The 20,025-nt window shown below is 72.9% G+C and carries 22 protein-coding genes and 1 tRNA gene; 10 read left to right on the top strand and 13 right to left on the bottom strand.

All coding sequences use genetic code 11. From position 1 onward, the window contains the following. The first annotated feature begins 118 nt into the window (after positions 1-118). Positions 119-514: a MerR family transcriptional regulator gene (locus QE370_RS06040; protein ID WP_309633789.1), complete on the top strand. Its 396-nt coding sequence runs from the start codon at positions 119-121 to the stop codon at positions 512-514. Positions 515-648: 134 nt separating this feature from the next. Then, complete coding sequence (locus tag QE370_RS06035) at positions 649-1,182, top strand: N-acetyltransferase family protein (RefSeq protein WP_309633788.1); 534 nt, start codon at positions 649-651, stop codon at positions 1,180-1,182. Between the two features lie 215 nt (positions 1,183-1,397). On the opposite strand, the gene QE370_RS06030 is transcribed toward QE370_RS06035, so the two are convergent. From QE370_RS06030 to QE370_RS06000, 7 genes are all read right to left on the bottom strand, one after another. Continuing rightward, a tRNA-Gly gene (locus QE370_RS06030) sits at positions 1,398-1,471 on the bottom strand. A 108-nt stretch (positions 1,472-1,579) separates the two neighbouring features. Further along, positions 1,580-1,918 (bottom strand): P-II family nitrogen regulator, encoded by a 339-nt coding sequence (locus QE370_RS06025; RefSeq protein WP_309633787.1) that lies wholly within the window; start codon positions 1,916-1,918, stop codon positions 1,580-1,582. Between the two features lies 1 nt (position 1,919). Further along, positions 1,920-3,161 carry an ammonium transporter gene (locus QE370_RS06020; protein WP_309633786.1) on the bottom strand — a complete coding sequence of 414 codons (1,242 nt, stop codon included), beginning with the start codon at positions 3,159-3,161 and terminating at the stop codon, positions 1,920-1,922. Positions 3,162-3,249: 88 nt separating this feature from the next. Then, entirely contained in the window at positions 3,250-4,224 is a 975-nt protein-coding gene (locus QE370_RS06015; protein ID WP_309633785.1) for a DUF3445 domain-containing protein, read from the bottom strand. 14 nt (positions 4,225-4,238) lie between these two features. Beyond that, positions 4,239-5,186 (bottom strand): PDR/VanB family oxidoreductase, encoded by a 948-nt coding sequence (locus QE370_RS06010; protein WP_309633784.1) that lies wholly within the window; start codon positions 5,184-5,186, stop codon positions 4,239-4,241. Then, on the bottom strand, positions 5,183-5,737 hold the full coding sequence (locus tag QE370_RS06005; RefSeq protein ID WP_309633783.1) for a dimethylamine monooxygenase subunit DmmA family protein: 555 nt from the start codon (positions 5,735-5,737) through the stop codon (positions 5,183-5,185). The genes QE370_RS06010 and QE370_RS06005 overlap by 4 nt, the downstream gene beginning before the upstream one ends. Further along, positions 5,734-6,117: a hypothetical protein gene (locus tag QE370_RS06000; RefSeq protein ID WP_253027090.1), complete on the bottom strand. Its 384-nt coding sequence runs from the start codon at positions 6,115-6,117 to the stop codon at positions 5,734-5,736. Before QE370_RS06000 ends, QE370_RS06005 begins: the two co-directional genes overlap by 4 nt. 173 nt (positions 6,118-6,290) lie before the next feature. On the opposite strand from QE370_RS06000, the gene QE370_RS05995 reads away from it, so the two are divergent. Together QE370_RS05995 and QE370_RS05990 are read left to right on the top strand one after the other, a co-directional pair. Next, complete coding sequence (locus QE370_RS05995; RefSeq protein WP_309633782.1) at positions 6,291-6,980, top strand: SGNH/GDSL hydrolase family protein; 690 nt, start codon at positions 6,291-6,293, stop codon at positions 6,978-6,980. Positions 6,981-7,002: 22 nt separating this feature from the next. Continuing rightward, positions 7,003-7,755: an enoyl-CoA hydratase gene (locus QE370_RS05990; RefSeq protein ID WP_309633781.1), complete on the top strand. Its 753-nt coding sequence runs from the start codon at positions 7,003-7,005 to the stop codon at positions 7,753-7,755. Between the two features lie 121 nt (positions 7,756-7,876). On the opposite strand, the gene QE370_RS05985 is transcribed toward QE370_RS05990, so the two are convergent. Then, positions 7,877-8,791, bottom strand: a complete 915-nt coding sequence (locus tag QE370_RS05985; protein ID WP_309633780.1) for a LysR family transcriptional regulator — start codon at positions 8,789-8,791, stop codon at positions 7,877-7,879. Positions 8,792-9,167: 376 nt separating this feature from the next. Here QE370_RS05985 and QE370_RS05980 point away from each other — a divergent pair, with 376 nt between their 5' ends. Further along, positions 9,168-9,773 (top strand): HAD family hydrolase, encoded by a 606-nt coding sequence (locus QE370_RS05980; protein ID WP_253027087.1) that lies wholly within the window; start codon positions 9,168-9,170, stop codon positions 9,771-9,773. Between the two features lie 160 nt (positions 9,774-9,933). Next, positions 9,934-11,811: an acyl-CoA dehydrogenase gene (locus QE370_RS05975; RefSeq protein WP_253027086.1), complete on the top strand. Its 1,878-nt coding sequence runs from the start codon at positions 9,934-9,936 to the stop codon at positions 11,809-11,811. A gap of 69 nt (positions 11,812-11,880) precedes the next feature. Here QE370_RS05975 and QE370_RS05970 read toward each other — a convergent pair whose 3' ends face one another. Then, positions 11,881-12,759, bottom strand: a complete 879-nt coding sequence (locus QE370_RS05970; RefSeq protein ID WP_309633779.1) for an EamA family transporter — start codon at positions 12,757-12,759, stop codon at positions 11,881-11,883. An 83-nt stretch (positions 12,760-12,842) separates the two neighbouring features. On the opposite strand from QE370_RS05970, the gene QE370_RS05965 reads away from it, so the two are divergent. Beyond that, positions 12,843-13,760 (top strand): LysR family transcriptional regulator, encoded by a 918-nt coding sequence (locus tag QE370_RS05965; RefSeq protein ID WP_309633778.1) that lies wholly within the window; start codon positions 12,843-12,845, stop codon positions 13,758-13,760. Here the strand turns inward: QE370_RS05965 and QE370_RS05960 are convergent. Continuing rightward, complete coding sequence (locus QE370_RS05960) at positions 13,750-14,160, bottom strand: DoxX family protein (RefSeq protein ID WP_309633777.1); 411 nt, start codon at positions 14,158-14,160, stop codon at positions 13,750-13,752. The genes QE370_RS05965 and QE370_RS05960 overlap by 11 nt on opposite strands. Positions 14,161-14,285: 125 nt before the next feature. Between QE370_RS05960 and QE370_RS05955 the strand changes: the two genes are divergently transcribed. The 3 genes from QE370_RS05955 (at position 14,286) to QE370_RS05945 (ending at position 17,206) form a co-directional block, all read left to right on the top strand. Beyond that, the gene (locus tag QE370_RS05955; protein ID WP_253027351.1) at positions 14,286-14,801 is read left to right on the top strand and encodes a hypothetical protein; all 516 of its coding nucleotides are present in this window, start codon (positions 14,286-14,288) and stop codon (positions 14,799-14,801) included. Continuing rightward, on the top strand, positions 14,802-15,596 hold the full coding sequence (locus QE370_RS05950; RefSeq protein ID WP_309633776.1) for a maleylpyruvate isomerase family mycothiol-dependent enzyme: 795 nt from the start codon (positions 14,802-14,804) through the stop codon (positions 15,594-15,596). Positions 15,597-16,279: 683 nt separating this feature from the next. Then, entirely contained in the window at positions 16,280-17,206 is a 927-nt protein-coding gene (locus tag QE370_RS05945) for an oxidoreductase (RefSeq protein ID WP_309633775.1), read from the top strand. A 15-nt stretch (positions 17,207-17,221) separates the two neighbouring features. On the opposite strand, the gene QE370_RS05940 is transcribed toward QE370_RS05945, so the two are convergent. From QE370_RS05940 to QE370_RS05930, 3 genes are read right to left on the bottom strand one after another with little or no spacing between them, the layout of a single operon-like run. Then, positions 17,222-18,358 carry an aromatic ring-hydroxylating dioxygenase subunit alpha gene (locus QE370_RS05940; protein WP_309633774.1) on the bottom strand — a complete coding sequence of 379 codons (1,137 nt, stop codon included), beginning with the start codon at positions 18,356-18,358 and terminating at the stop codon, positions 17,222-17,224. After that, a complete protein-coding gene (locus QE370_RS05935; protein ID WP_309633773.1) occupies positions 18,355-19,614 on the bottom strand; it encodes an FAD-dependent oxidoreductase in 1,260 nt (419 codons plus the stop codon). Before QE370_RS05935 ends, QE370_RS05940 begins: the two co-directional genes overlap by 4 nt. After that, positions 19,611-19,955, bottom strand: coding sequence for a bifunctional 3-phenylpropionate/cinnamic acid dioxygenase ferredoxin subunit (locus tag QE370_RS05930; RefSeq protein ID WP_253026192.1), 345 nt, complete (start codon positions 19,953-19,955; stop codon positions 19,611-19,613). Before QE370_RS05930 ends, QE370_RS05935 begins: the two co-directional genes overlap by 4 nt. Positions 19,956-20,025 lie beyond the last annotated feature (70 nt).

Here is a 20,025-nt window from a genome sequence, read left to right as displayed (position 1 = left end):
CCGGGCGCGGCGTGCGGCACCATGGGCGCGACGGCTCGCGCCGTCGAGGGTCTGCGCCCGACTCTACCCTTACGTGAGGGTAGAGTTCGACGCACCGAGCAGGTGAGGATGGTCACGGATGACGGACGACGACGTCGACGGGTCGGCGTTCATGCAGATCGGCGAGGTCGCCGCACGGACCGAGCTGTCGCTGCGCAGCCTGCGCCACTGGGAGGAGGTCGGCCTGCTGCGCCCCTCCGGTCGCTCGGAGGGCGGCTTCCGGCTGTACACCGAGGCCGACGTGGAGAAGATCCTGGTGATCCGCCGGATGAAGCCCCTCGGGTTCTCGATCGAGGAGATGAAGGCCGTGATGGCCGACCTCGAGGCCCTGCGGGGCACGGGATCACCCGACGACGCGCGCGCCCACCTGGCCGAGGTCCGGGCCGACGCCGTGGCGCGACGGGAGACGCTCGAGCGCCAGCTCGCGATGGCCGACGAGTTCCTCGCCCTCCTCGAGCGCGAGTCCGCCGGCTGACCCCGCCCCCCGACGCGCGTTTGCGTGGGGCCCACGCGAACCGGCTCTCCCCCACGCGATGTTCCGTGGGGGAGAGCCGGTTTCGGTGGGGGTGATGACGACGAGCCCTGCCGCCGCGGGCGCATACTCGGCCCATGACCACGCGGACCGACAGCTCGTCCGACATCGGCGTCCGGCCGATGGTCGAGGCGGACTGGCCCGACGTCGAACGCATCTGGGCGGCGGGGATCGCCACCGGCGACGCGACCTTCGAGTCGGCGACGTCGACGTGGGACGAGTTCGCGGCCGGCCGTCCGCCGGGCCACCGGCACGTCGCGGTCGGCGGCGGCACGGCGCTCGGCTGGGTGGCGTGCTCGCCCACGTCGAGCCGCGCCGTGTACGCCGGGGTGGTCGAGCACTCGGTCTACGTCGCGCCCGACGCGCAGGGACGCGGGGTCGGCAGTCTGCTCCTCGACGCGCTGGTCGCGTCGACCGAGGCCGCTGGCATCTGGACCGTGCAGTCGAGCGTCTTCCCCGAGAACGAGGCCAGCCTGCGGCTCCACCTGCGCCACGGGTTCCGCGTCGTCGGCCACCGCGAGCGGATCGGCCGCGCCGCCGCCGGCCCCGCCGCAGGGCGGTGGCGCGACACCCTCCTCGTCGAGCGGCGCAGCGACGTCGTCGGCACCTAGACCGCGACGCCGTCGGTCCGGGACAGCTGCGCTCGGAGCCGATGACGGGATCCCAAGCCCGGCGGCTCCGCCGCACTGGCGGCCCGACTCGATGACGCATCGGCAGTAGAGCGCCTTCGGCGCGATGGAGCCGATGACGGGATCCCAAGCCCGGCGGCTCCGCCGCACTGGGGGCCCGACTCGATGACGCATCGGCGAACGGTCGCTCCGCGACGTGGAGCCGATGACGGGAATCGAACCCGCGTGTCTTGCTTGGGAAGCAAGCGCTCTGCCATTGAGCTACATCGGCCGGTGACGCCCAAGGTACCCGACCCTGAGCGCTGCGGGCGACGAGGGGAGCGCGGCGTCGACCCCCGGGCGACGCCGCGCTCCTCACCCCCGACGGGTGGGGCGACCGTCAGACGGCCGACTCGCCCCGCTCCCCCGTCCGCACCCGGACGACCTCCACCAGGTCGGTCGCCCAGATCTTCCCGTCGCCGATCCGCCCGGTGCGGGCGGCCTCGGTCACCGCGTCGAGCACCGTCTCCAGGTCGGCGTCGGAGACCACCACGTCGACGCGCACCTTCGGACGGAACTCCACGCGGTACTCCGCACCCCGGTACACCTCTGCGTGGCCCTTCTGCGCACCGTGGCCCGACACCTCCGTGACGGTCAGCCCCGCCATGCCGAGACCGGTCAGCGCCTCCTTGACGTCGTCGAGCCGGTGCGGCTGGACGACGGCGGTCACGAGCTTCACGTCAGGTCCTCTCGAGGTCGTAGGCCGACTCGGCGTGCTGCGTGAGGTCCATGCCCTCCAGCTCGTGCTCCTCCGGCGCCCGCAGGCCCATCACCCGGTCGAGCACCCGCGCGATGACGTAGGTCGCGACGAACGCGTAGCCCGACACGACGACGATCCCCACGACCTCGCGCCAGACGATGTCCCAGCTGCCGCCGAGGAGGATGCCGCGGATGCCGGCCGGTGAGCCCTCGAAGCCGATGAGCACCACGCACAGCGAGCCGACGATGCCGCCGATCCCGTGCACCGCGAACGCGTCGAGCGACTCGTCGATCCCCAGCCGCGACTTCCACGTGACCGCCCACGCGACGACCGCGCCCGACGCGAACCCGACGAACAGCGCACCGAGCGCGTCGACGGCGTCCGCCGACGGGGTGATGCCGACGAGCCCGGCGATCACGCCGGAGCACATGCCGAGGGTGGTGGCGTGCCCGTCGCGCACCCGCTCGACGAGGCAGAACCCGATCATGCCGGTGCAGCCGGCGAGCAACGTCGACATGATCGCGAACTGGGCGAGGAAGTTCGCGCCGCCGGCCGTGCCGCCGTTGAAGCCGATCCAGCCCATCCACAGCATGCCGACGCCGACGAGGACGATCGGCAGGTTGTGGGGCCGCATCTGCACGGTGCGACGCTTGCCGAGCACGAGCGCCAGCGCGAGCGCCCCGAACCCGGCCGACATGTGCACGGCCGTGCCACCCGCGTAGTCGTGCAGCTGCACGACGTTGCGCAGCCAGCCGCCCTTCGTGTCGTCGCCGTCGAACGCGAACACCTGGTGGCCGAGCGGCAGGTAGACGAGCGTGAGCCACACGCCCGAGAACACGAGCCACGCGGAGAACTTCATGCGCCCGACCGCCGCCGACGCGACGATCGCGACCGTGATCGCGGCGAACAGCACGTAGAAGGAGAACCAGTAGGGGTCGACGATCGACCCGTCACCGGGGTCGTCGTAGATGCCCGTCCAGCCCAGGTGCTGCAGCGGGTCGCCGATCACGCGCCAGCCACCGAGGCTGTCGCCGACGACCACGCCGTGGCCGTAGAGCACGTACAGGACGGACACGACGGCGAGCGTGCTCATGCACATCATCAGCATGTTCAGGGCGTTCCTCGGCCCGACCATGCCTCCGTAGAACAACGCGATGCCGGGGAACATGATCAGGACGACGGCGAATGCGGCGAGCATCCACGCCACGTCGGCTGCGGTCATCGGCAGACCTCCTCGGGTGGGGGGTGGTGGCGACGCCCCGGGTCGGGACGCCGCGCCGGACCGGGGGTCGGTCCGGGGGTCGGGGGACTCAGGGCGCGTGCGCGTGCAGCCAGTCGACGGCGCGGTCGCGGTAGCCGGCGATGCCCTTGTAGTCGGCGATGTCGTCGGGGAGGTCGGCCAGCACGGCCGCCGTGGTGGCCCGCCACGGCTCCACGCGCGCGAGCTCCTCGAACGGCAGCAGGTAGGTGCGGATGAGGAACAGCACCGCGCCGGACTCCTCGAGGCGCACCAGGTGCTGCACCTCGGTGCGCAGGTGCACCTCGCGGCCGAACGTCGCGTCGTCGACGGTCAGCATGCGCGGCCGGTCCGGCCCCCACTCGGGGTACCGCTCGGTCGACACGTCGAGCTGGCGCCCGATGGTGAGCGTCCAGTTGGTGCGCCGGTACGGGGCACCCGGCTGGAGCCGCAAGATGAACTCGCGGGCGCGGGTGATGACGCCGGTCTCACGCAGCCGCGGGACCGGCCCGTGGATCTCCAGGAACGTCATGCCGACGTCGAAGCCGAACGACCAGTCGGCGGCGAACGTCACCAGGCCCGCGTCGCCCCAGAGGTCGCCGTCGCGCTGGTCGAGCAGCACGAGGTCCTCCTGCACCTGGGAGGCGACGTAGCGCAGCGGCTCGTCCGGCAGCGTCGACGGCTGCGCGTACGTGAACGGCTGCTCGACGTCGAGGAGCCGGTTGGTCCAGACGTACGACGGCCCGTCGCCGTCGAGGCTCATGACGTCGGGGTAGGCGGCGGCCAGCTCACGCATGAGCGTGAGCATCGTGTCCCAGCAGGCCGGCGCCATGTGGTCGAGCACCGCGTAGCGGCTCGGGTCGCGCTCGAGGACGGCGGCGCGCTCGGCCAGCTCGCGGTGGTACTCGCCGTCGACGTCGACGAGGCTCGCGCCCCACTGCCCTGCGGGCGTGCTGACGGCGCGCGGTGCCGGCTCGACGTTGGTGGAGTAGCGGTAGCGGTCGGTGGGGAACGGGAACGGGAAGCCCGCGACGAGGGCGCGGTCCACGCTGGGCTGGGTGGTCACAGGTCGAGCTCCAGTCGGTCGTCGGCGGCGCGCGACACGCAGCACAGGAGCGTGTCGGCGGCGGCCTTCTCGGCGTCGGTGAGGACGAGGTCGCGGTGCAGCGGCGTGCCGGCGGCGACGGGCACCCGGCACTCGCCGCAGACGCCCTGGCGGCAGAGGTTCGGCACCGACAGCCCCGCACCCTCGAGCGCGTCGAGCAGGCTCGTGCCCGACGGGACGGGGACGGTGCGGCCCGACGTCCGGAGGACGGCCTCGAACGGCTCGCCGGGGTCGAGGTCGTCGACACCGAAGTGCTCCACGTGGATGCGCTCGTCGGGCCAGCCGAGGCGTCGGGCGGCGAGCGTGACGGTGTCCATGAACCCGGCCGGACCGCACGTGTAGAGGTGGGTGCCGACCGGCTGGTCGGCGAGGCGGCGCTCGAGGTGGTCGCCGAGGGCGGTCCGGTCGGTGAGGCAGGTGAGGGCGTCGCCGGCGAGGTCGTGCAGGTCGTCGAGATGGGCCGCCGCGCCGGGTCGGTGCGCGTACAGCACCTCGACGTCGCGACCCCACCGCACCGCGCTGCGCAGGTGCGACAGGATCGGGGTGACCCCGATGCCGCCGGCCACGAGCAGGTGCCGGCGGGCGGCGAGCACGGGCGGGAACGCCGACCGCGGAGGCGTCACCTCGACCCGGTCGCCGGTGGTCAGGGCGTGCACCCAGCGCGAGCCGCCGCGCCCGGCGTCGAGGCGCAGCACCGAGATCTCGTAGGCCCGCGGCGCGACGGAGTCGCCGGTGAGCGAGTAGGCGTTCGCGGTCGAGCCCGGCGGTCCGCAGGTCACCACGACGTGGCTGCCGGGCGTGTACCCGGGCAGGGCCGCGCCGTCGGGACGCACGAGGCGAACCGACCGGACGCCGGGCACGGTGTCGTCGACGGCGGCCACGACGAGGGAGAGGTGCTCGCTCACGCCCCCTCCTCCCACTGCCCGGCGTCCCATTGCCCGGCGTCCCACTGCTCTGCGTCGACCTGGTAGCCGAGGAAGGCCCCCTGGCGTCGCGAGACGTGGTGGTGCACGACGAGCCGTCGCTCGCACCCGGCGCAGGGGACGACGCCCCCGACGTGGGTGGGCGCCGAGGTGACCGCGGCGCAGTGGGCGCACGTGACGAGCAGGTCGTCAGTGGTGGTCGTGGCCACCGCGAGCTCGGCGTCGAGCAGGCCTCCGGCGAGGGCGCGGGCGCGCAGCGGCAGCACGGCCGTCAGCGGCCCGGCGACCAGCAGCCGCCAGCCGACGCGGGCGTCGGCGAGCTCGGCGTCGACCACGGCCAGTGCCTCGTCGGTGGCGGCGACGGCGTGCAGACGTCCCGGTGCGACGGCCTCGGCGAGCCAGGTGGTCGCGACGTCGACGGCGTCAGGCCCGACGGCCACGGCCGTGCACGCCGTGGCGGAGGGGTCGCACGGTGGCGTCGACGGTCGGACCGCCCACGTCGGGACGCTGGTGAGCTCGAGGGCCGGGTTCACAGCAGGCTCGCGTCGCGGTGCCCGGTGTAGAAGGCCAGCGCGCGGTCGGGCGTGCTGAACCCGATGCGCGAGCCCTGGGGGAAGAAGATCGCGTCGTGGCGGCGCGCGACGAGCTCCTGCCCGGTGTCGAGGTTCACGAGGTGAAGCTCGCCCTCGAGCACGACCTTCATCTCGTCGTAGTCGTAGAAGTACTCGAGCGGCTCGTCGGTGTGCAGCAGCTCGAAGTACCCGGAGCACATGACGCTGTCGTCGGGGTTCTCGTAGACGTCGCCGATGAAGCCGAGCGTGCTGCCGATGTTCATGGGAGGCAGCCCGACGTGGCCGTCCGCGGTCACGCGGAAGGGTGGGACGGACGTGGCGGTCTGCGTGTCGGCGGTCATGGCATCCTCCAGATCGTTGATTCTTGCGACGAAACTTTGTTACCTACGATGAAACACGGGCGGTGTTTCGTCGGCATGACCCGCGCGAAAACCTCTGGTCTCCGAGGTCTGCGGAGCCCGTGAGCCCGCTCACGCGACCTGCGCGACCGTGGGCCCGTTGGTTCACTGGGCGCGTGACGACGTTCGAGTACTCCAACCTCAGCGGACGGCCGCCCGGCCCGGTGGTCTCCAAGCTGGCGCTGGTCCTGCCCGGCGTCCGCAGCGTGATGGAGCAGGTCGAGCCGTACGCGCGCTGGTGGGAGGACGCGAACCGTCGCGCCCTCGGCTCCGGTCGGCCGCTGTGGGTCGCGCTCGGCGACTCGATGACCCAGGGCATCGGTGCGAGCGCACCCGACCGCGGCTGGGTGGGCCAGCTGGCCGGCGACCCGCCGTCGGCCCTGCGCGACGTCGCGGTGCTCAACCTGTCGTTCAACGGCGCACGCGTGCTCGACGTCCTCGACCGACAGCTCCCCGCCCTCGAGCAGGTGCGTGCCATCGGGCACGACGTCGCGCTGGTGACCCTGCTCATCGGCAACAACGACCTCATGAGCCCGCGCTGGAGCCGCCGCCTGCCGGCCGCGACGGAGCAGCTGCTCGACGCCGTCCCGCGCGGCACGGTCGTGGCGACGCAGCCGGGCCTGCAGCGCTCGGCCGTCGCGTTCAACCGGGTCGTCGATGCCCGCGCCCGCGCCGGCGCGATCCGCGTCGCCGACTTCCGCGTGCCGCACATGCGCGACTGGCGCGGACGTCTCGCCGAGGACCGCTTCCACCCCAACGACCGCGGGTACGCCGGCATGGCGGAGGTCGTCCGCCGCGCCCTGTAGCGCCGGCCGCTACGGTGCCCGCATGTCCTTCGTGCTGCTGCAGTCCGACGGTCCGCTGCGGACCATCACGCTGAACGACCCGGAGCGGCTCAACGCCCTCGACTGGCCCCTGCTCGACGAGCTGCGCGACGCGGTGGCCGCTGTTGCGGCCGACGAGCACGCCCGCGCGCTGCTCGTGACCGGCGCGGGGCGCGCCTTCTGCTCCGGCGCGAACGTGACCAACCTGTTCGGCGACCGCACCCGCCCCGTCGACGAGCTGCGCGACCACCTCATGAAGGTCTACGCGTCGTTCCTGCCGATCCGCGACCTCGCGATCCCCACCATCGCGGCCGTGCACGGCCCCGCGGTCGGCGCCGGCCTCAACATCGCGCTCGCCTGCGACGTGATCGTCGCCGGCCCCCGCGCCGGGTTCGGCCCGACCTTCACCCAGATCGGCCTGCACCCCGGCGGCGGCTGCACGTGGATGCTGACGCAGCGGATCGGCTCGGCCAACACCGCCGCCGCGCTCTACGCGGGCGACGTCATCGGCGCCGACGACGCGCTGCGCCTCGGCATCGCCCAGGAGATCGCCGACGACGCCCAGACCCGCGCCCGCGACGTCGCGCTCGGCTGGTGCGAGCGCAACCCCGTGCTGATGGCGCACGTGAAGGAGTCGCTGCGCGTCGCGGCGACGTCGGACGCGGCCACCTCGCTCGACGTCGAGGCGCAGTTCCAGGCGGAGTCGCTGTCGAGCCCGGAGTTCGAGCGCTTCGCCGCGCGGTTCGCCAAGGACTGACGGCCGGGACGGATTCCCAGGTCGACCTGGGAATCCCAGCCGCGCACGGCTTGCTTCCCGTGCCTGGCTGAGATTCCCGTGCCTGGTGAGGAGATTCCCAGGTCGACCTGGGAATCTCCGCTCACGCGGCGCCGTGGGCGTCGGCGACGAGGCGCGCCTCCTCGCGCAGGGCCTGGACGACGAGGCGGACGGAGGGGCGCTCGAAGCGGTCGGGGCGCAGGACGGCGGAGATCTCACGGCGCGCGCGGACGCCGAGCAGGGGGCGGGTCACCAGGCCGTTGCCGTGCTCGCGCGTCGTGAAGCGCGGCAGGATCGCGAGGCCGTGCCCGCCCGCGACCATCGCCTCGACCACGCCGTTGTCGGCGAAGCGCTGCGCGACCTGCACGGGCTGGCCGGTCGCGACCACGACCTGCTCGAGGACGCGGTCGAAGGGGTAGCCGGGCGGGACGCCGATCCAGGTCTCGCCGACGACGTCGCGCGGCGACAGGTTCGCCTTGCGGGCGAGGGGGTGGTCCTGCGGCAGGGCGACGTCGAGCGGCTCGCTCATCAGCGGCACGACCTGCAGGCCACGGTCGTGCCAGGCGGCCGACGTCGTGGGCGAGTCCGACAGCACCACGTCGTGGTCGGCGGTCAGGTCGCCGACGGCGTCGGGGTCCTCGGTGTCGGTGCACAGCAGCTCGACGTCGGGCCGCTCGGCCATCCTGGTCAGCAGCCCGGGCAGCAGCATCTCCCCTCCCGTCGGGAAGGTCACCAGCGTGACGCGGCCGGCCGGCTGCTCCATGAAGGCGCGCCACTCGCCCTCGGCCCGCTCGATCGCGACCGCGATGTCGGTGGCCGCGCGGGCCAGCGCTCGACCCGCCTCGGTCAGCGCCACGCCCCGCCCGGCCGGCTCGACGAGGGGGTAGCCCGCCTCCTTCTCCAGCGCCTTGAGCTGCTGCGACACCGCCGACGGTGTGACCCTCATCGCATCGGCGACGGCACCCACCGAGCCCCGCTCCGACAATTCCCTCAGAACCATGAGACGACGGACATCCATGTAGTGATGCTACACGTTACGTGAAGTTCTCTTCGCTTGTCCTTGACAGTGGACAGCGCGACCATGGACGTGTCAGCTCGTCCCCACCCCCTTCGAGGAGGCCCCCCATGATCGCTCTCGCCGTGCTCGGCGCCGTCGTCGTCACCGTCGGTGTCACCAAGTCCGCCTACCTCGTCGCCCGCGACGGGTACGGCCGCATCCCGACCATCCAGCGCTTCTGAGACCCGCCGTCGGTCCCCGCGACCGACGGCCCCCACCCGGCCGGGTCCCGACGCCCCGGCCGGGTCACCCGCCGCCCGGCGCGACCCCCGGGCGCACGCACGCCGCCACCGACGCTCCCCCGACGCCGGTGGCGGCGTTCGTTAGTCTCGGGCCCGTGACCCGCCTCGTCGTCGGCTTCGACCTCGACATGACGCTCGTCGACTCCCGGCCCGGCATCGGGGCCACCTACCGGGCCCTCGCGGAGGAGACCGGGACGTTCATCGACGTCGACCTCGTCACCTCCCGCCTCGGACCGCCCCTCGAGGCCGAGCTCGCGCACTGGTTCGAGCCCGAGCAGGTCCCCCAGGTCGCCGACCGCTACCGCGCGCTCTACCCCGACCTCGCGATCCCGCGGGTCGAGCTGCTCCCCGGGGCGCGCGAGGCCGTGCAGGCCGTGCTCGACGCCGGCGGCGAGGCCTTCGTCGTCACCGGCAAGAACGGGCGCAACGCCGCCCTGCACCTCCAGCACCTCGCGATCGACCTCGACGTCGTCGGCGAGGTCTGGCGCGAGGGCAAGGCCGACGTGTTCCGCGCCCGCGGCGTCACCGCCTACGTCGGCGACCACGTGCACGACATGGAGGCGTGCCGGTCGGCCGACGTCGTCGGGGTCGCGGTGCCGACCGGTCCGTGCAGCCCCGACGAGCTGCGCGCAGCGGGCGCCGACCACGTCGTCGACGACCTGCACGGCGTCGTCGGGCTCGTCCCCGACCTGTCCCGCTGACGGGCGCACGGAGGTCGCCCGACCCACGTGACGCACGAGTCGGCTCCCGGGACTTGTGTCAGGCCCCTCATCTGCGGATACTTGAAGTTACCTGCCGGTAGCACCCATCGGTAACACGTGTGCACCGGACACCGCACCCTCGATCCAGGAACAGGCAGTCATGAGCCACTACAAGAGCAACCTGCGCGACGTCGAGTTCAACCTCTTCGAGCTGTTCGGACGTCAGGACGTCCTCGGCACCGGTGCGTTCGAGGAGCTCGACCTCGACACCGCGAAGAGCATCCTCGCCGAGACCGAGCGGCTGGCCCGCGAGGACCTCGCCCCCTCCTTCGAGGACTCCGACCGCAACCCGCCCGTCTACGACCCCAAGGCGATGACGGTCACCATGAACCCCGCCTTCGCCAAGAGCTACAAGGCGTGGATGGACGCCGAGTGGTGGCGTCTGCAGGTCCCCGAGGAGCTCGGCGGCCAGAAGGCCCCCTCCTCGCTGATCTGGGCGATCGGTGAGTTCGTGCTCGGCGCGAACCCGCCCATCTGGATGTACTCCGCCGGCCCGGCCTTCGCGCGCATCGTCTTCGAGAACGGCACCGAGCGCGACAAGAAGATCGCCGAGTTCATGACCAACCGTCAGTGGGGCGCCACGATGGTGCTCACCGAGCCCGACGCGGGCTCCGACGTCGGCGCGGGCCGCACCAAGGCCTACCCGAACGAGGACGGCTCCTGGAACATCGAGGGCGTCAAGCGCTTCATCACCTCGGCCGAGCACGACATGAGCGAGAACATCATGCACCTCGTCCTCGCGCGCCCCGTGGGCGTCGAGGGCGCCGGCGGCCCCGGCACGAAGGGTCTGAGCCTCTTCCTCGTCCCGAAGATCCACTTCGACCACGAGACCGGCGAGCTGACCGGCGAGCGCAACGGCGCCTACGTGACGAACGTCGAGAAGAAGATGGGCATCAAGGTCTCCACCACGTGCGAGGTCACCTTCGGCGACCCGTCGACCGGTGGCGGCGAGCCGGCCAAGGGCTGGCTGCTCGGCGAGGTGCACGACGGCATCAACCAGATGTTCCGCGTCATCGAGAACGCCCGCATGATGGTGGGCGCCAAGGCCATCGCGACGCTGTCGTCGGGCTACCTGAACGCGCTGGAGTACGCCAAGGAGCGCGTCCAGGGCGCCGACCTCACGCAGGCCGCCGACAAGACCGCGCCGCGCGTGACGATCACGCACCACCCCGACGTCCGCCGCTCGCTCATGACCCAGAAGGCCTTCGCCGAGGGCCTGCGCTCGCTCGTGTTCTACACGACGACCTGGCAGGACGCGATCATGCAGAAGGCGGAGTCCGGCGAGGACGCGTCGCTCGAGGAGTCGGTCAACGACCTCCTGCTCCCCATCGTCAAGGGCTACGGCTCCGAGCGCTCCTGGGTGCTGCTGGGCACCGAGTCGCTGCAGACGTTCGGTGGCTCCGGCTTCCTGCAGGACTACCCGATCGAGCAGTACGTGCGTGACGCCAAGATCGACACGCTCTACGAGGGCACGACGGCCATCCAGGGCCAGGACCTCTTCTTCCGCAAGATCGTGAAGGACAAGGGCCGCGCCATCGGCTACCTCGCCGAGCAGGTGGGCGAGTTCGTGAAGAGCGAGGCCGGCAACGGTCGCCTCAAGGTCGAGCGCGAGCTGCTCGCGACCGGCCTCGACGACGCCCAGGCCATCCTGGGTGCCGCGTTCACCGACCTCATGGCCAGCAACCCGGCCGACGAGAAGGGCGACCTGAAGAACCTCTACAAGGTCGGCCTGAACACGACGCGTCTGGTGTACGTGCTCGGCGACCTGGTCGTCTCCTGGCTGCTGCTGCGCGGCGCCGAGGTCGCGATCGCCAAGCTCGACGAGGGCGCGACCGGCTCGGAGAAGGCGTTCTACGAGGGCAAGATCGCGGCGGCGTCGTTCTTCGCGCGCACCGTGCTCCCCCGCCTGACCGCCGAGCGCGCGATGGCCGAGAACGTCGACGCCAGCATCATGGAGCTCGACGAGGCTGCGTTCTGAGCCTCGGCACCGACCACCACGACGAAGCCCCCGCCCGGCACCGGGCGGGGGCTTCGTCGTGCGTGGGGCTCAGGCTGCGGCGACGGGCGCCCGGCCACCCGACCGGGTCGCGCCCACGCCCGCCGCGACCACGCAGGCCAGACCCAGCACGGCACCCACGTCCGGCACCTGGTCGAGCACGACGAGCCCGACGACCAGGGCGATCGCCGGCTCCAGGCACATCAACGTCCCGAACGCGGCGGTCGTGAGCCGCCGCAGCGCCAGCATCTCCAGCGCGAACGGGACCACAGGCACGAGCATCGCCAGGCCCACGCCGACGACGAGCAGCTCGAGGTCGAGGTGGCCGATCGTGGCCGGCCCGGCCACGATCGTGGCGACCAGGCCCGCCACCGGCATGGAGACGCCCAGTCCCACGATGCCGTCGGCCGCGTCGCCCACGCGCTGCGTGAGGACGATGTAGCCCGCCCAGCAGCAGGCCGCGCCGAGCGCGTAGAGGACGCCGCGGCCGTCGATCTCCCCGCTCCAGGGCTGGGTCAGCAGCAGGACGCCCACTGCGGCCAGCGCGGGCCACACCCACGTGCCGCGTCGCCCACGGAGCACCGCGACGGACAGCGGACCCAGGAACTCCAGCGCGCTCGCCGTGCCGAGAGGCAGCCGGGCGACGGCCGCCATGAACAGCATCGTGACGCCGGCCGTCACGACGCCGAGCGCCACGCAGGCCCGGAGCGTGGCCGGGCTCAGCCCGCGACGCCAGGGGCGGACGAGGACCGCGAGGATGACGCCCGCCCACGCGAGTCGCAGCCACGCCGCACCCTCCGAGCCGATGCGGTCGAAGAGTCCGACGGACACCGCGAGACCCAGCTGCACCGACGTCATCGACGCCAGCGCCATGACCGCCCCGCGCGGGGCGCCGTCGGGGATGGTCGAGGACGAGGACGAGAGCTGCACGGCACCAGGAGACACGCTGCGGTCCGTCCGCGTCCACGTGACGATGCCGGACGAACCGTCCGTCGAACAGGGACGATGCCCCCGTGAACACCGACCGTCTCGCCGTGCTGCTCGAGCTGTCGCGGCACGGGTCCATGCGTGCCGTGGCCGACGTCCTGATGACGAGCACCTCCACCGTGTCGCAGCAGGTGGCCGCCCTCGCCCGCGAGGTGGGGACGCCGCTCGTGGAGCCGGACGGTCGAGGCGTCCGGCTCACGCCCGCGGGTCGTCGGCTGGCCGACCACGCCGTCGCGATCCTCGCCGCCGTCGAGGCCGCTCGCACCGACCTCGACCCCGACGCCGAGCCGGCCGGCACGGTGCGCGTCGCCGGCTTCGCGACGGCCGTCCGCACCACCCTGCTGCCGGTCGTGGCCGAGCTCGCGGTCACGCATCCCGCCGTGCGGGTGGTGGTGCACGAGCTGGAGCCGGGCGAGGCCCGCGAGGCGCTCCTCGCGGACCGGATCGACCTCGCGCTCGCCTACGACTACGACCTCGCTCCCGCGACGCTCGACCGCGCGATCGCGTCGCGACCCCTGTGGCGCGCGGCGTGGGGCCTGGGTGTGCCGACGGCGGACGCACCCGCCACCGACCTCGCCGCGCCCGACCTGCTGCGCCGCCACGCCGCCGGCGCCTGGATCGGCAACTCGCGGAACACGGCCGACGAGGAGGTGCTGCGGGTCCTCGCGTCGATGGCGGGCTTCGAGCCACGGGTCGAGCACCTGTCCGACAGCCTCGACCTCGTCGAGGACCTCGTGGTGGCGGGCCTCGGCGTCGGGATGCTGCCGCTCTGGCGTCGTCCGCGCGACGGCGTGACGGTCGTCCCGTTCCACGACCCCGGCGTCACGATGCGCGCACTCGTCTGGACGCGCCGAGGGCGAGCGACGTGGCCGCCGCTCGCCCTCGTGCTGGAACGCCTCGTGGTCGCGCCAGGCGTCGTTGCTCAGCCCGTCGTCACCAGTTGATGAGCGCGCCGGTGAGCGTGTAGGGCGCGAAGTCGGTCGACAGCAGCACGAACAGCGCGAGCGCACCGCCGGCGAGGGCGACGTTCTTGTTGAAGGCGACCATCTCCATCTGCTTGGCCTGGGCGTCGCTCTCCTTCCAGAACGCGTGCATCAGCACGGCCGTCACGAGCAGCAGGATCGCCAGGCCGAGGGCGCCGATGTCGCCCCAGATGCCGAGCAGCACCGACACGCCGCCGGCCAGCAGCGCGACGCCGCTGACCTGCACGAGCACCTTGGCGTTGGAGAGACCGCGCGACTCGGCGTAGCCGGCCATGGCGCCGGTCGCCGTGAGGTGACCGATGCCCGAGCCGATGACGAGGTAGGCGAAGAGGAAGCGGGAGATGAGGAAGACCTCGTCCATGGGAGCTCCTTGAGAAAGGTGAAGGTTCAACTAGCGGAGCCCAGCGTCCTCCTCCCCGGCCCTGCGGTCAAGCCGTCGCGCGTGGCCCACCTGACCCGCACCGACGCGTGTGCCAGAGTGAGCGGGTGCGTCTGACCAGTCCGCTGTGGTACCTCGCGGCGTTCCTGCTCGCGATCGGCGGATGGATGGCCTCGGCCGTCGTCGCCGCCGGCGCGTGGGACCACGTCCGCGACGCGACGCTGCAGAACCTGACCGAGCGGGTGGACGCCAAGGGCGCCTCGCTGGCCGTCTTCACCGACGTCCGGCAGCCCGAGCGCGACGTCACGTGCACCGCGACCGGGCCCGCGAAGGGCGCGAAGCCGGTGCAGCTCGAGGACGCGCCCATCGACCTGCGCGTGCCGCAGGACGGCTCGACCTGGTACCTGATCGCGTTCGAGCGTGAGGGGTCGGACCAGGTCGCGGTCCGCTGCACGCCGAAGGACCGCGCCGCCGACGCCGCGACCTACCGGGTGGCCGTCGCCGACGGCTTCCTCGACCGCACCCGCAACGGCGCGGGCATCGCCTGGATCGCCGCCGCCGTCGCCGTCGCGCTCGCCGTGGCGACCTGGTGGACCCGACGCAAGCGCACCCTGGAGGACTGAATGCTGCAGACCTACGTCGACGCCTGGCTGGCCAGCGTCCGCGACACGATCGCCCTGCTCGAGGAGCTCGACGACGCGGCGTGGTCCACGCCCACCGACCTGCCGGGCTGGACGGTCGCCGACGTCGCCGCCCACCTGGCCCACCTCGAAGCGGTCACCGCGGGGCACGTCGTCGACGAGGCACCCACCACGGCGTCGGCCGGGGGCATCGCCTCGGTGTACACGGAGGCCGGGGTCGAGTCGCGGCGCGGGCTCACGCGTGAGCAGGTGCTCGACGAGCTGCGCCGCAGCGTCGACGTCCGCGCGGAGCGGCTCGGCGACGCGCTGCCCGACGACCCCACCGCGCGCGCCGAGCACACGCCCGCCGGTGTCGGCTGGACGTGGGACACGATGCTGCGCAACCGCACCGTCGACGTCTGGTGCCACGAGCAGGACGTACGTCGCGCCGTCGACCGGCCCGGCAACCTCGACTCGGCCGGCGCGCAGGTCACGACCCACACCTTCGCGGCCGCGATGCCGTTCGTGCTCGGCAAGAAGGTCGGCGCGACGGCCGGCACGTCGGTCCTGTGGGAGCTCACCGGCCCGATCGCCCTGCAGGTCGGCGCGACGGTCGGCGACGACGGCCGCGCCCGCCCCGGCGTGCCGGACGCCCCCACCGCCACCCTCACGCTGACGTCCGAGGCCTTCGCCGTGCTGGCCGCAGGCCGTCGGCGCCCGGGTGCGGTCGACGTCGCGGTGAGCGGCGACACCGACCTCGCCCACCGCGTCCTCGAGCAGATGGCCGTCACCTTCTGACCCACCCCCAGCGACGGCTCGGGGCGGTCTCGATACGCCCGACCGGGCTCCTTCGGCCCCCGCAAGCGGGAGGTGCCCCCAGCCGGTCGGCCTCCTCGACCAGCGGTGTCGCTGGTCGAGGAGCCGCGACGGCGAGCGCCAGCGAGCTCGTCGCTGCGTATCGAGACCACCCGGCAACGGCCCAGCGCCAACCGGCTCCCAGGGTCCGCCCGGAGTGGTCTCGATACGCCTCCGCCAGCTCCTCCGTCGCGGCGTCGACTACTCGACCAGCGGTAGGTCTCGCTGGTCGAGTAGCGGCCACGCGCGAGGAGCGAGCGCCGTGGATGCGTATCGAGACCACCCGGCAACGGCCCATCGCGAGCCAACCCCCAGCGACCGCTCCGAGTGGTCTCGATACGTCGGGCTCAGGCTCGTTCCTCGCCCAGCCCGACTACTCGACCAACGGACCCCACCGCTGGTCGAGTAGCCGCGACGGCGAGCGCCAGCGAGCTCGTCGCTGCGTATCGAGACCACCCGGCAACGGCCCAGCGCAAACCGGCTCCCAGCGTCCGCCCGGAGTGGTCTCGATACGCCTCCGCCAGCTCCTCCGTCGCGGCGTCGACTACTCGACCAGCGGGGCCGGTCGTTCCTCGAGCAGCGAGATCGTCCGGCGGGGTGGGGGTGGGGCGGATACGGTTCGTCCCATGAGCTGGAGCACGCAGGACATCCCCGACCTGGGCGGGAAGCGGGCCGTCGTCACCGGTGTCACCGGGGGGCTCGGGTTCCACACCGCCCTCGAGCTGGCGCGCGCGGGCGCGGGACTGACCGTCACCGCACGCAACCCGCAGAAGGCCGACGACACGCTCGCCCGGCTGCGCGAGGAGCTGCCCGACGTCGACGTCGAGGTGCTCTCCCTCGACCTGGCCGACCTCGCCGACGTCCGCCGGGCGACCGAGGAGCTGGGCTCGCGGCACGACCGCATCGACGTGCTCGTGAACAACGCCGGCATCATGATCCCGCCGTACAGCACGACGGCCGACGGCTTCGAGCTGCAGATCGGCACGAACCACGTGGGCCACTTCGCGTGGACGGCGCAGGTGTGGCCGCTGCTCGCCGACGACGCCCGGGTCGTGTCCGTCTCGTCGCTCGCGCACCTGCAGGCCAAGGGGATCGACCTGCGCTCGCTGACGCCGGAGGGCTCGCCGCGACGCTACCGCCGCTGGGTGTCCTATGCGGAGTCCAAGCTCGCGAACCTGTCGTTCGCGCTCGAGCTCGACCGCCGCCTGAAGTCTGCGGGGAAGGCCGTCGTCAGCACGGCCGCGCACCCGGGCTTCGCCCGCACCGAGCTGCAGAAGACCGGCGTGGCGATGGGCAACCCGTTCCTCGGCACGGTCGTGCAGCAGGTGTCGGCACTGGCGAGCCAGTCGGCCGCTGCGGGGGCGCTGCCGAGCCTGCGGGCCGCGACCGACCCGACGTTCACCGGCGGGGAGTACGTGGGCCCGGCGTCGCTCGGCGGGACCCGCGGCGCCCCGGTGATCGCGGGCATGACGCGCTGGGCCCGCGACGAGCAGCTCGCCCGCGACCTCTGGGCGGCGACGGAGCAGGCCACCGGCCTGACCTTCGAGGTCTGAGCGAGCCGGCGGCCCTCAGCGCTGCAGGCCGGTCCGGTCCGCGACCCAGTCGTGGAACTCCCCGATGTGGTGCTCGGCGGGCACCAGCACGCCCCCGTCGACGTAGTGCCGTGAGCTCATCGTGGGCTGCGTCTTCTCGCACGCGTCGAAGTCCTGGCGGTTCACGCGGTCGAACAGCTCGACCTGCTTGCTGACGTCGGTGCCCGCAGCCACCACCTCCGGCAGGAACAGCCAGTCGCACTCGATGATCGTCCGGTCGGCGGCCACCGGGAACATGCGGTGCACGATCACGTGGTCAGGGACGAGGTTCACGAACACGTTGGGCCGGATGGTGATCGCGTAGTAGCGGCGTTCCTGGTCGGGCGCGATCTCGGGGATCACCGCCGCGCCGGCCGACCCGTCGATGGTGAACCCCTCGACCTCCGGCGCGAACAGGGCGCCGTGGTTGACACCGCTCTGCGACGCCCAGCCGTCCGCGAACTCCGGCAGCACCTCGGTGAGCTCGGGGTGGATGGTGGCGCAGTGGTAGCACTCCTGGAAGTTCTCCACCACGAGCTTCCAGTTTGCTGCCACGTCGTAGCGGATGCGGTGCGCGACCTGGAGCCGCTCGATCCCGTAGTTGTCGAGGTGGTGCAGCTCGCCCAGCCGGGTGACGACCTCGCCGTGCACGGTCTCCTCGAACGACGGCGGCTCGTCGGCCAGGCAGACCCACACGTACCCGAGCCACTCGCGGACGTGCGCGCGACGCAGGCCGTAGGCGGCCCGGTCGACGTCGGGCATCGACGTCAGGTTGGGTGCGGCGACGAGCGCACCGTCGAGGTCGTAGGTCCAGGCGTGGTAGCCGCACTGGAAGGTCCGGCTCGACCCGGACTCCTCCGTGCAGACCTGCATGCCGCGGTGCCGGCAGACGTTGAAGAAGGCGCGGGCCTCGCCGCGGCGGTTGCGCGAGACGATGAGGCGCTCGCGGCCGATCTCGACGGTGCGCCAGTCACCGGCCCGCGCCACGTCGGAGCTCGCCACGGCGCAGAACCAGGTCTGCTCGAAGATCTGGGCCTGCTCCGCGGCGAACTGCTCGGGGTCGGTGTAGACCAGGCCGGGCAGCGTCGGACGCAGCGAGCCCTCGAGCGGTGCGTCGAGCTGGTCGATGATCATGCGTCCTCCAGGGATCGGGCGGGACCGGCCGCAGCGGGGACGGGCGGCGCAGGCGTCGGGGCGGGCCGAGCGCGGCGCGACCGGCGCCAGCGCGTCACCTCCCGCGGGCGGTTCATGCCGAGCACGGCCACCTCCTCGCCGTCGCGCTCGTAGCGCACGAGCAGGTCCGCGCCGTCGACGGAGCCGTCGAGCACCGTCGCCTGCTCGCCCCCGACCAGGTGCCCGGCGACCTGGAGCATGACGCCGTGCTGCTCGGACCAGCAGTACGGCTCGGTGGCGGCCGGCGCGGCCGCACCGGTCACCGCCGCGGCGACGGCGGCTGCGTGGTCGAGGGCGTCCTGCCAGTGACCGGCGCAGCGCATCGGCCCGCGGACCTCGTCGTTCCAGCGGGCGCAGTCGCCGACGGCCCACACACCGGGGACCGACGTCGCGCCGCGCGCGTCGCAGTCGACGTGGCCGGTCGCGTCGCGCACGACGGCCGACCCGGCGAGCCAGCTGGTCGCCGGCCGGGCGCCGATGCCGACGACCACGACGTCGGCGTCGAGGTGCGTGCCGTCGGCCATCAGCACGCCGTCCGCGCGACCGTCGGCCCCGGACGTGACGGCGACGGCGCGGGCCCTGCCTCGGCACGCGACACCGCGTCGGGCGTGCAGGGCGAGCAGCGACGCGGCGACCTGCTGCCCGTAGCGCCGCTCGAGCGGCCGCTCCTCCGGGCCGGCCACGACGACGGACGCGGCTCCCAGCGCGACCACGGTCGACGCCGCCTCCAGCGCGACGAAGCCGTCGCCGACCACGACGACGCGTGCGCCCGCGAGCCGCTCGGCGCGCAGCCGCTCGGCGTCCTCGAGCGTGCGCAGGACGTGCGCACCGGGCACGTGGTCGCCGAGCCGCACGGCGTCGGCGCCCGTCGCGACGACGACGTGGTGGGCGCGCCGCTCGGTGCCGTCGGCCAGCAGCACGCGGTGCGGCACACCCGCGGCACCCGGCTCGAGGCCGACCGCACCGACACCGCGCTCCCAGGCGACGTCGAGCGGCGCGTCGGGGTCGTCGAGGGCCAGGTCGGCCGCGCTGACGCTGCCGCCCAGGAAGGCCTTGGACAGCGGCGGTCGGTCGTAGGGGGCGTGCGCCTCGGCACCGAGCACCGTGATGGCGCCTCGGTGCCCGACCCGGCGCAGCGCGGAGGCGGTGTGGAAGCCGGCCAGGCCGGCGCCGACCACGACGATGTCGCTCATGGGGTCGCTCACGGGGTCGCTCATGCGAAGGTCACCCCGGGCGGCAGGTTCGGCGCGGCGGTGCTCAGCTGGACCCACACGTCGCCGTCGCGCACCTCCGCCACGTGCACGCGCACGGGCTTCTTCGCCGGCTGCGTGTCGACGTCGCCGGTGAGCAGCGAGAAGGTGCTGGCGTGCAGCGGGCACTCGACCCGGCAGTCCTCGACCCAGCCGGCCGCGAGCGACGCGTCCTGGTGCGTGCAGGTGTCGTCGATCGCGTGGACGGTGCCCTCCTCGGTGAGGAAGACGGCGATGGGCGGCACGACGGAGTCGATCCGCAGCCCCTCGCCGGGCACGAGGTCGGTCACGGCGCAGACCCGGTGCATCGCTCACCCCTCCCAGTCGTGTGATGGTGCAGTGGCATGATCGTGTATGTTGCTGACAGCGCAACACATG

This window comes from Aeromicrobium sp. SORGH_AS_0981, from assembly GCF_031453195.1.
Taxonomy (GTDB): Bacteria; Actinomycetota; Actinomycetes; order Propionibacteriales; family Nocardioidaceae; genus Aeromicrobium.
The sequence above is the reverse complement of the archived record's forward strand: the minus strand, read 5'-3'. Positions and strand labels throughout refer to the sequence as shown.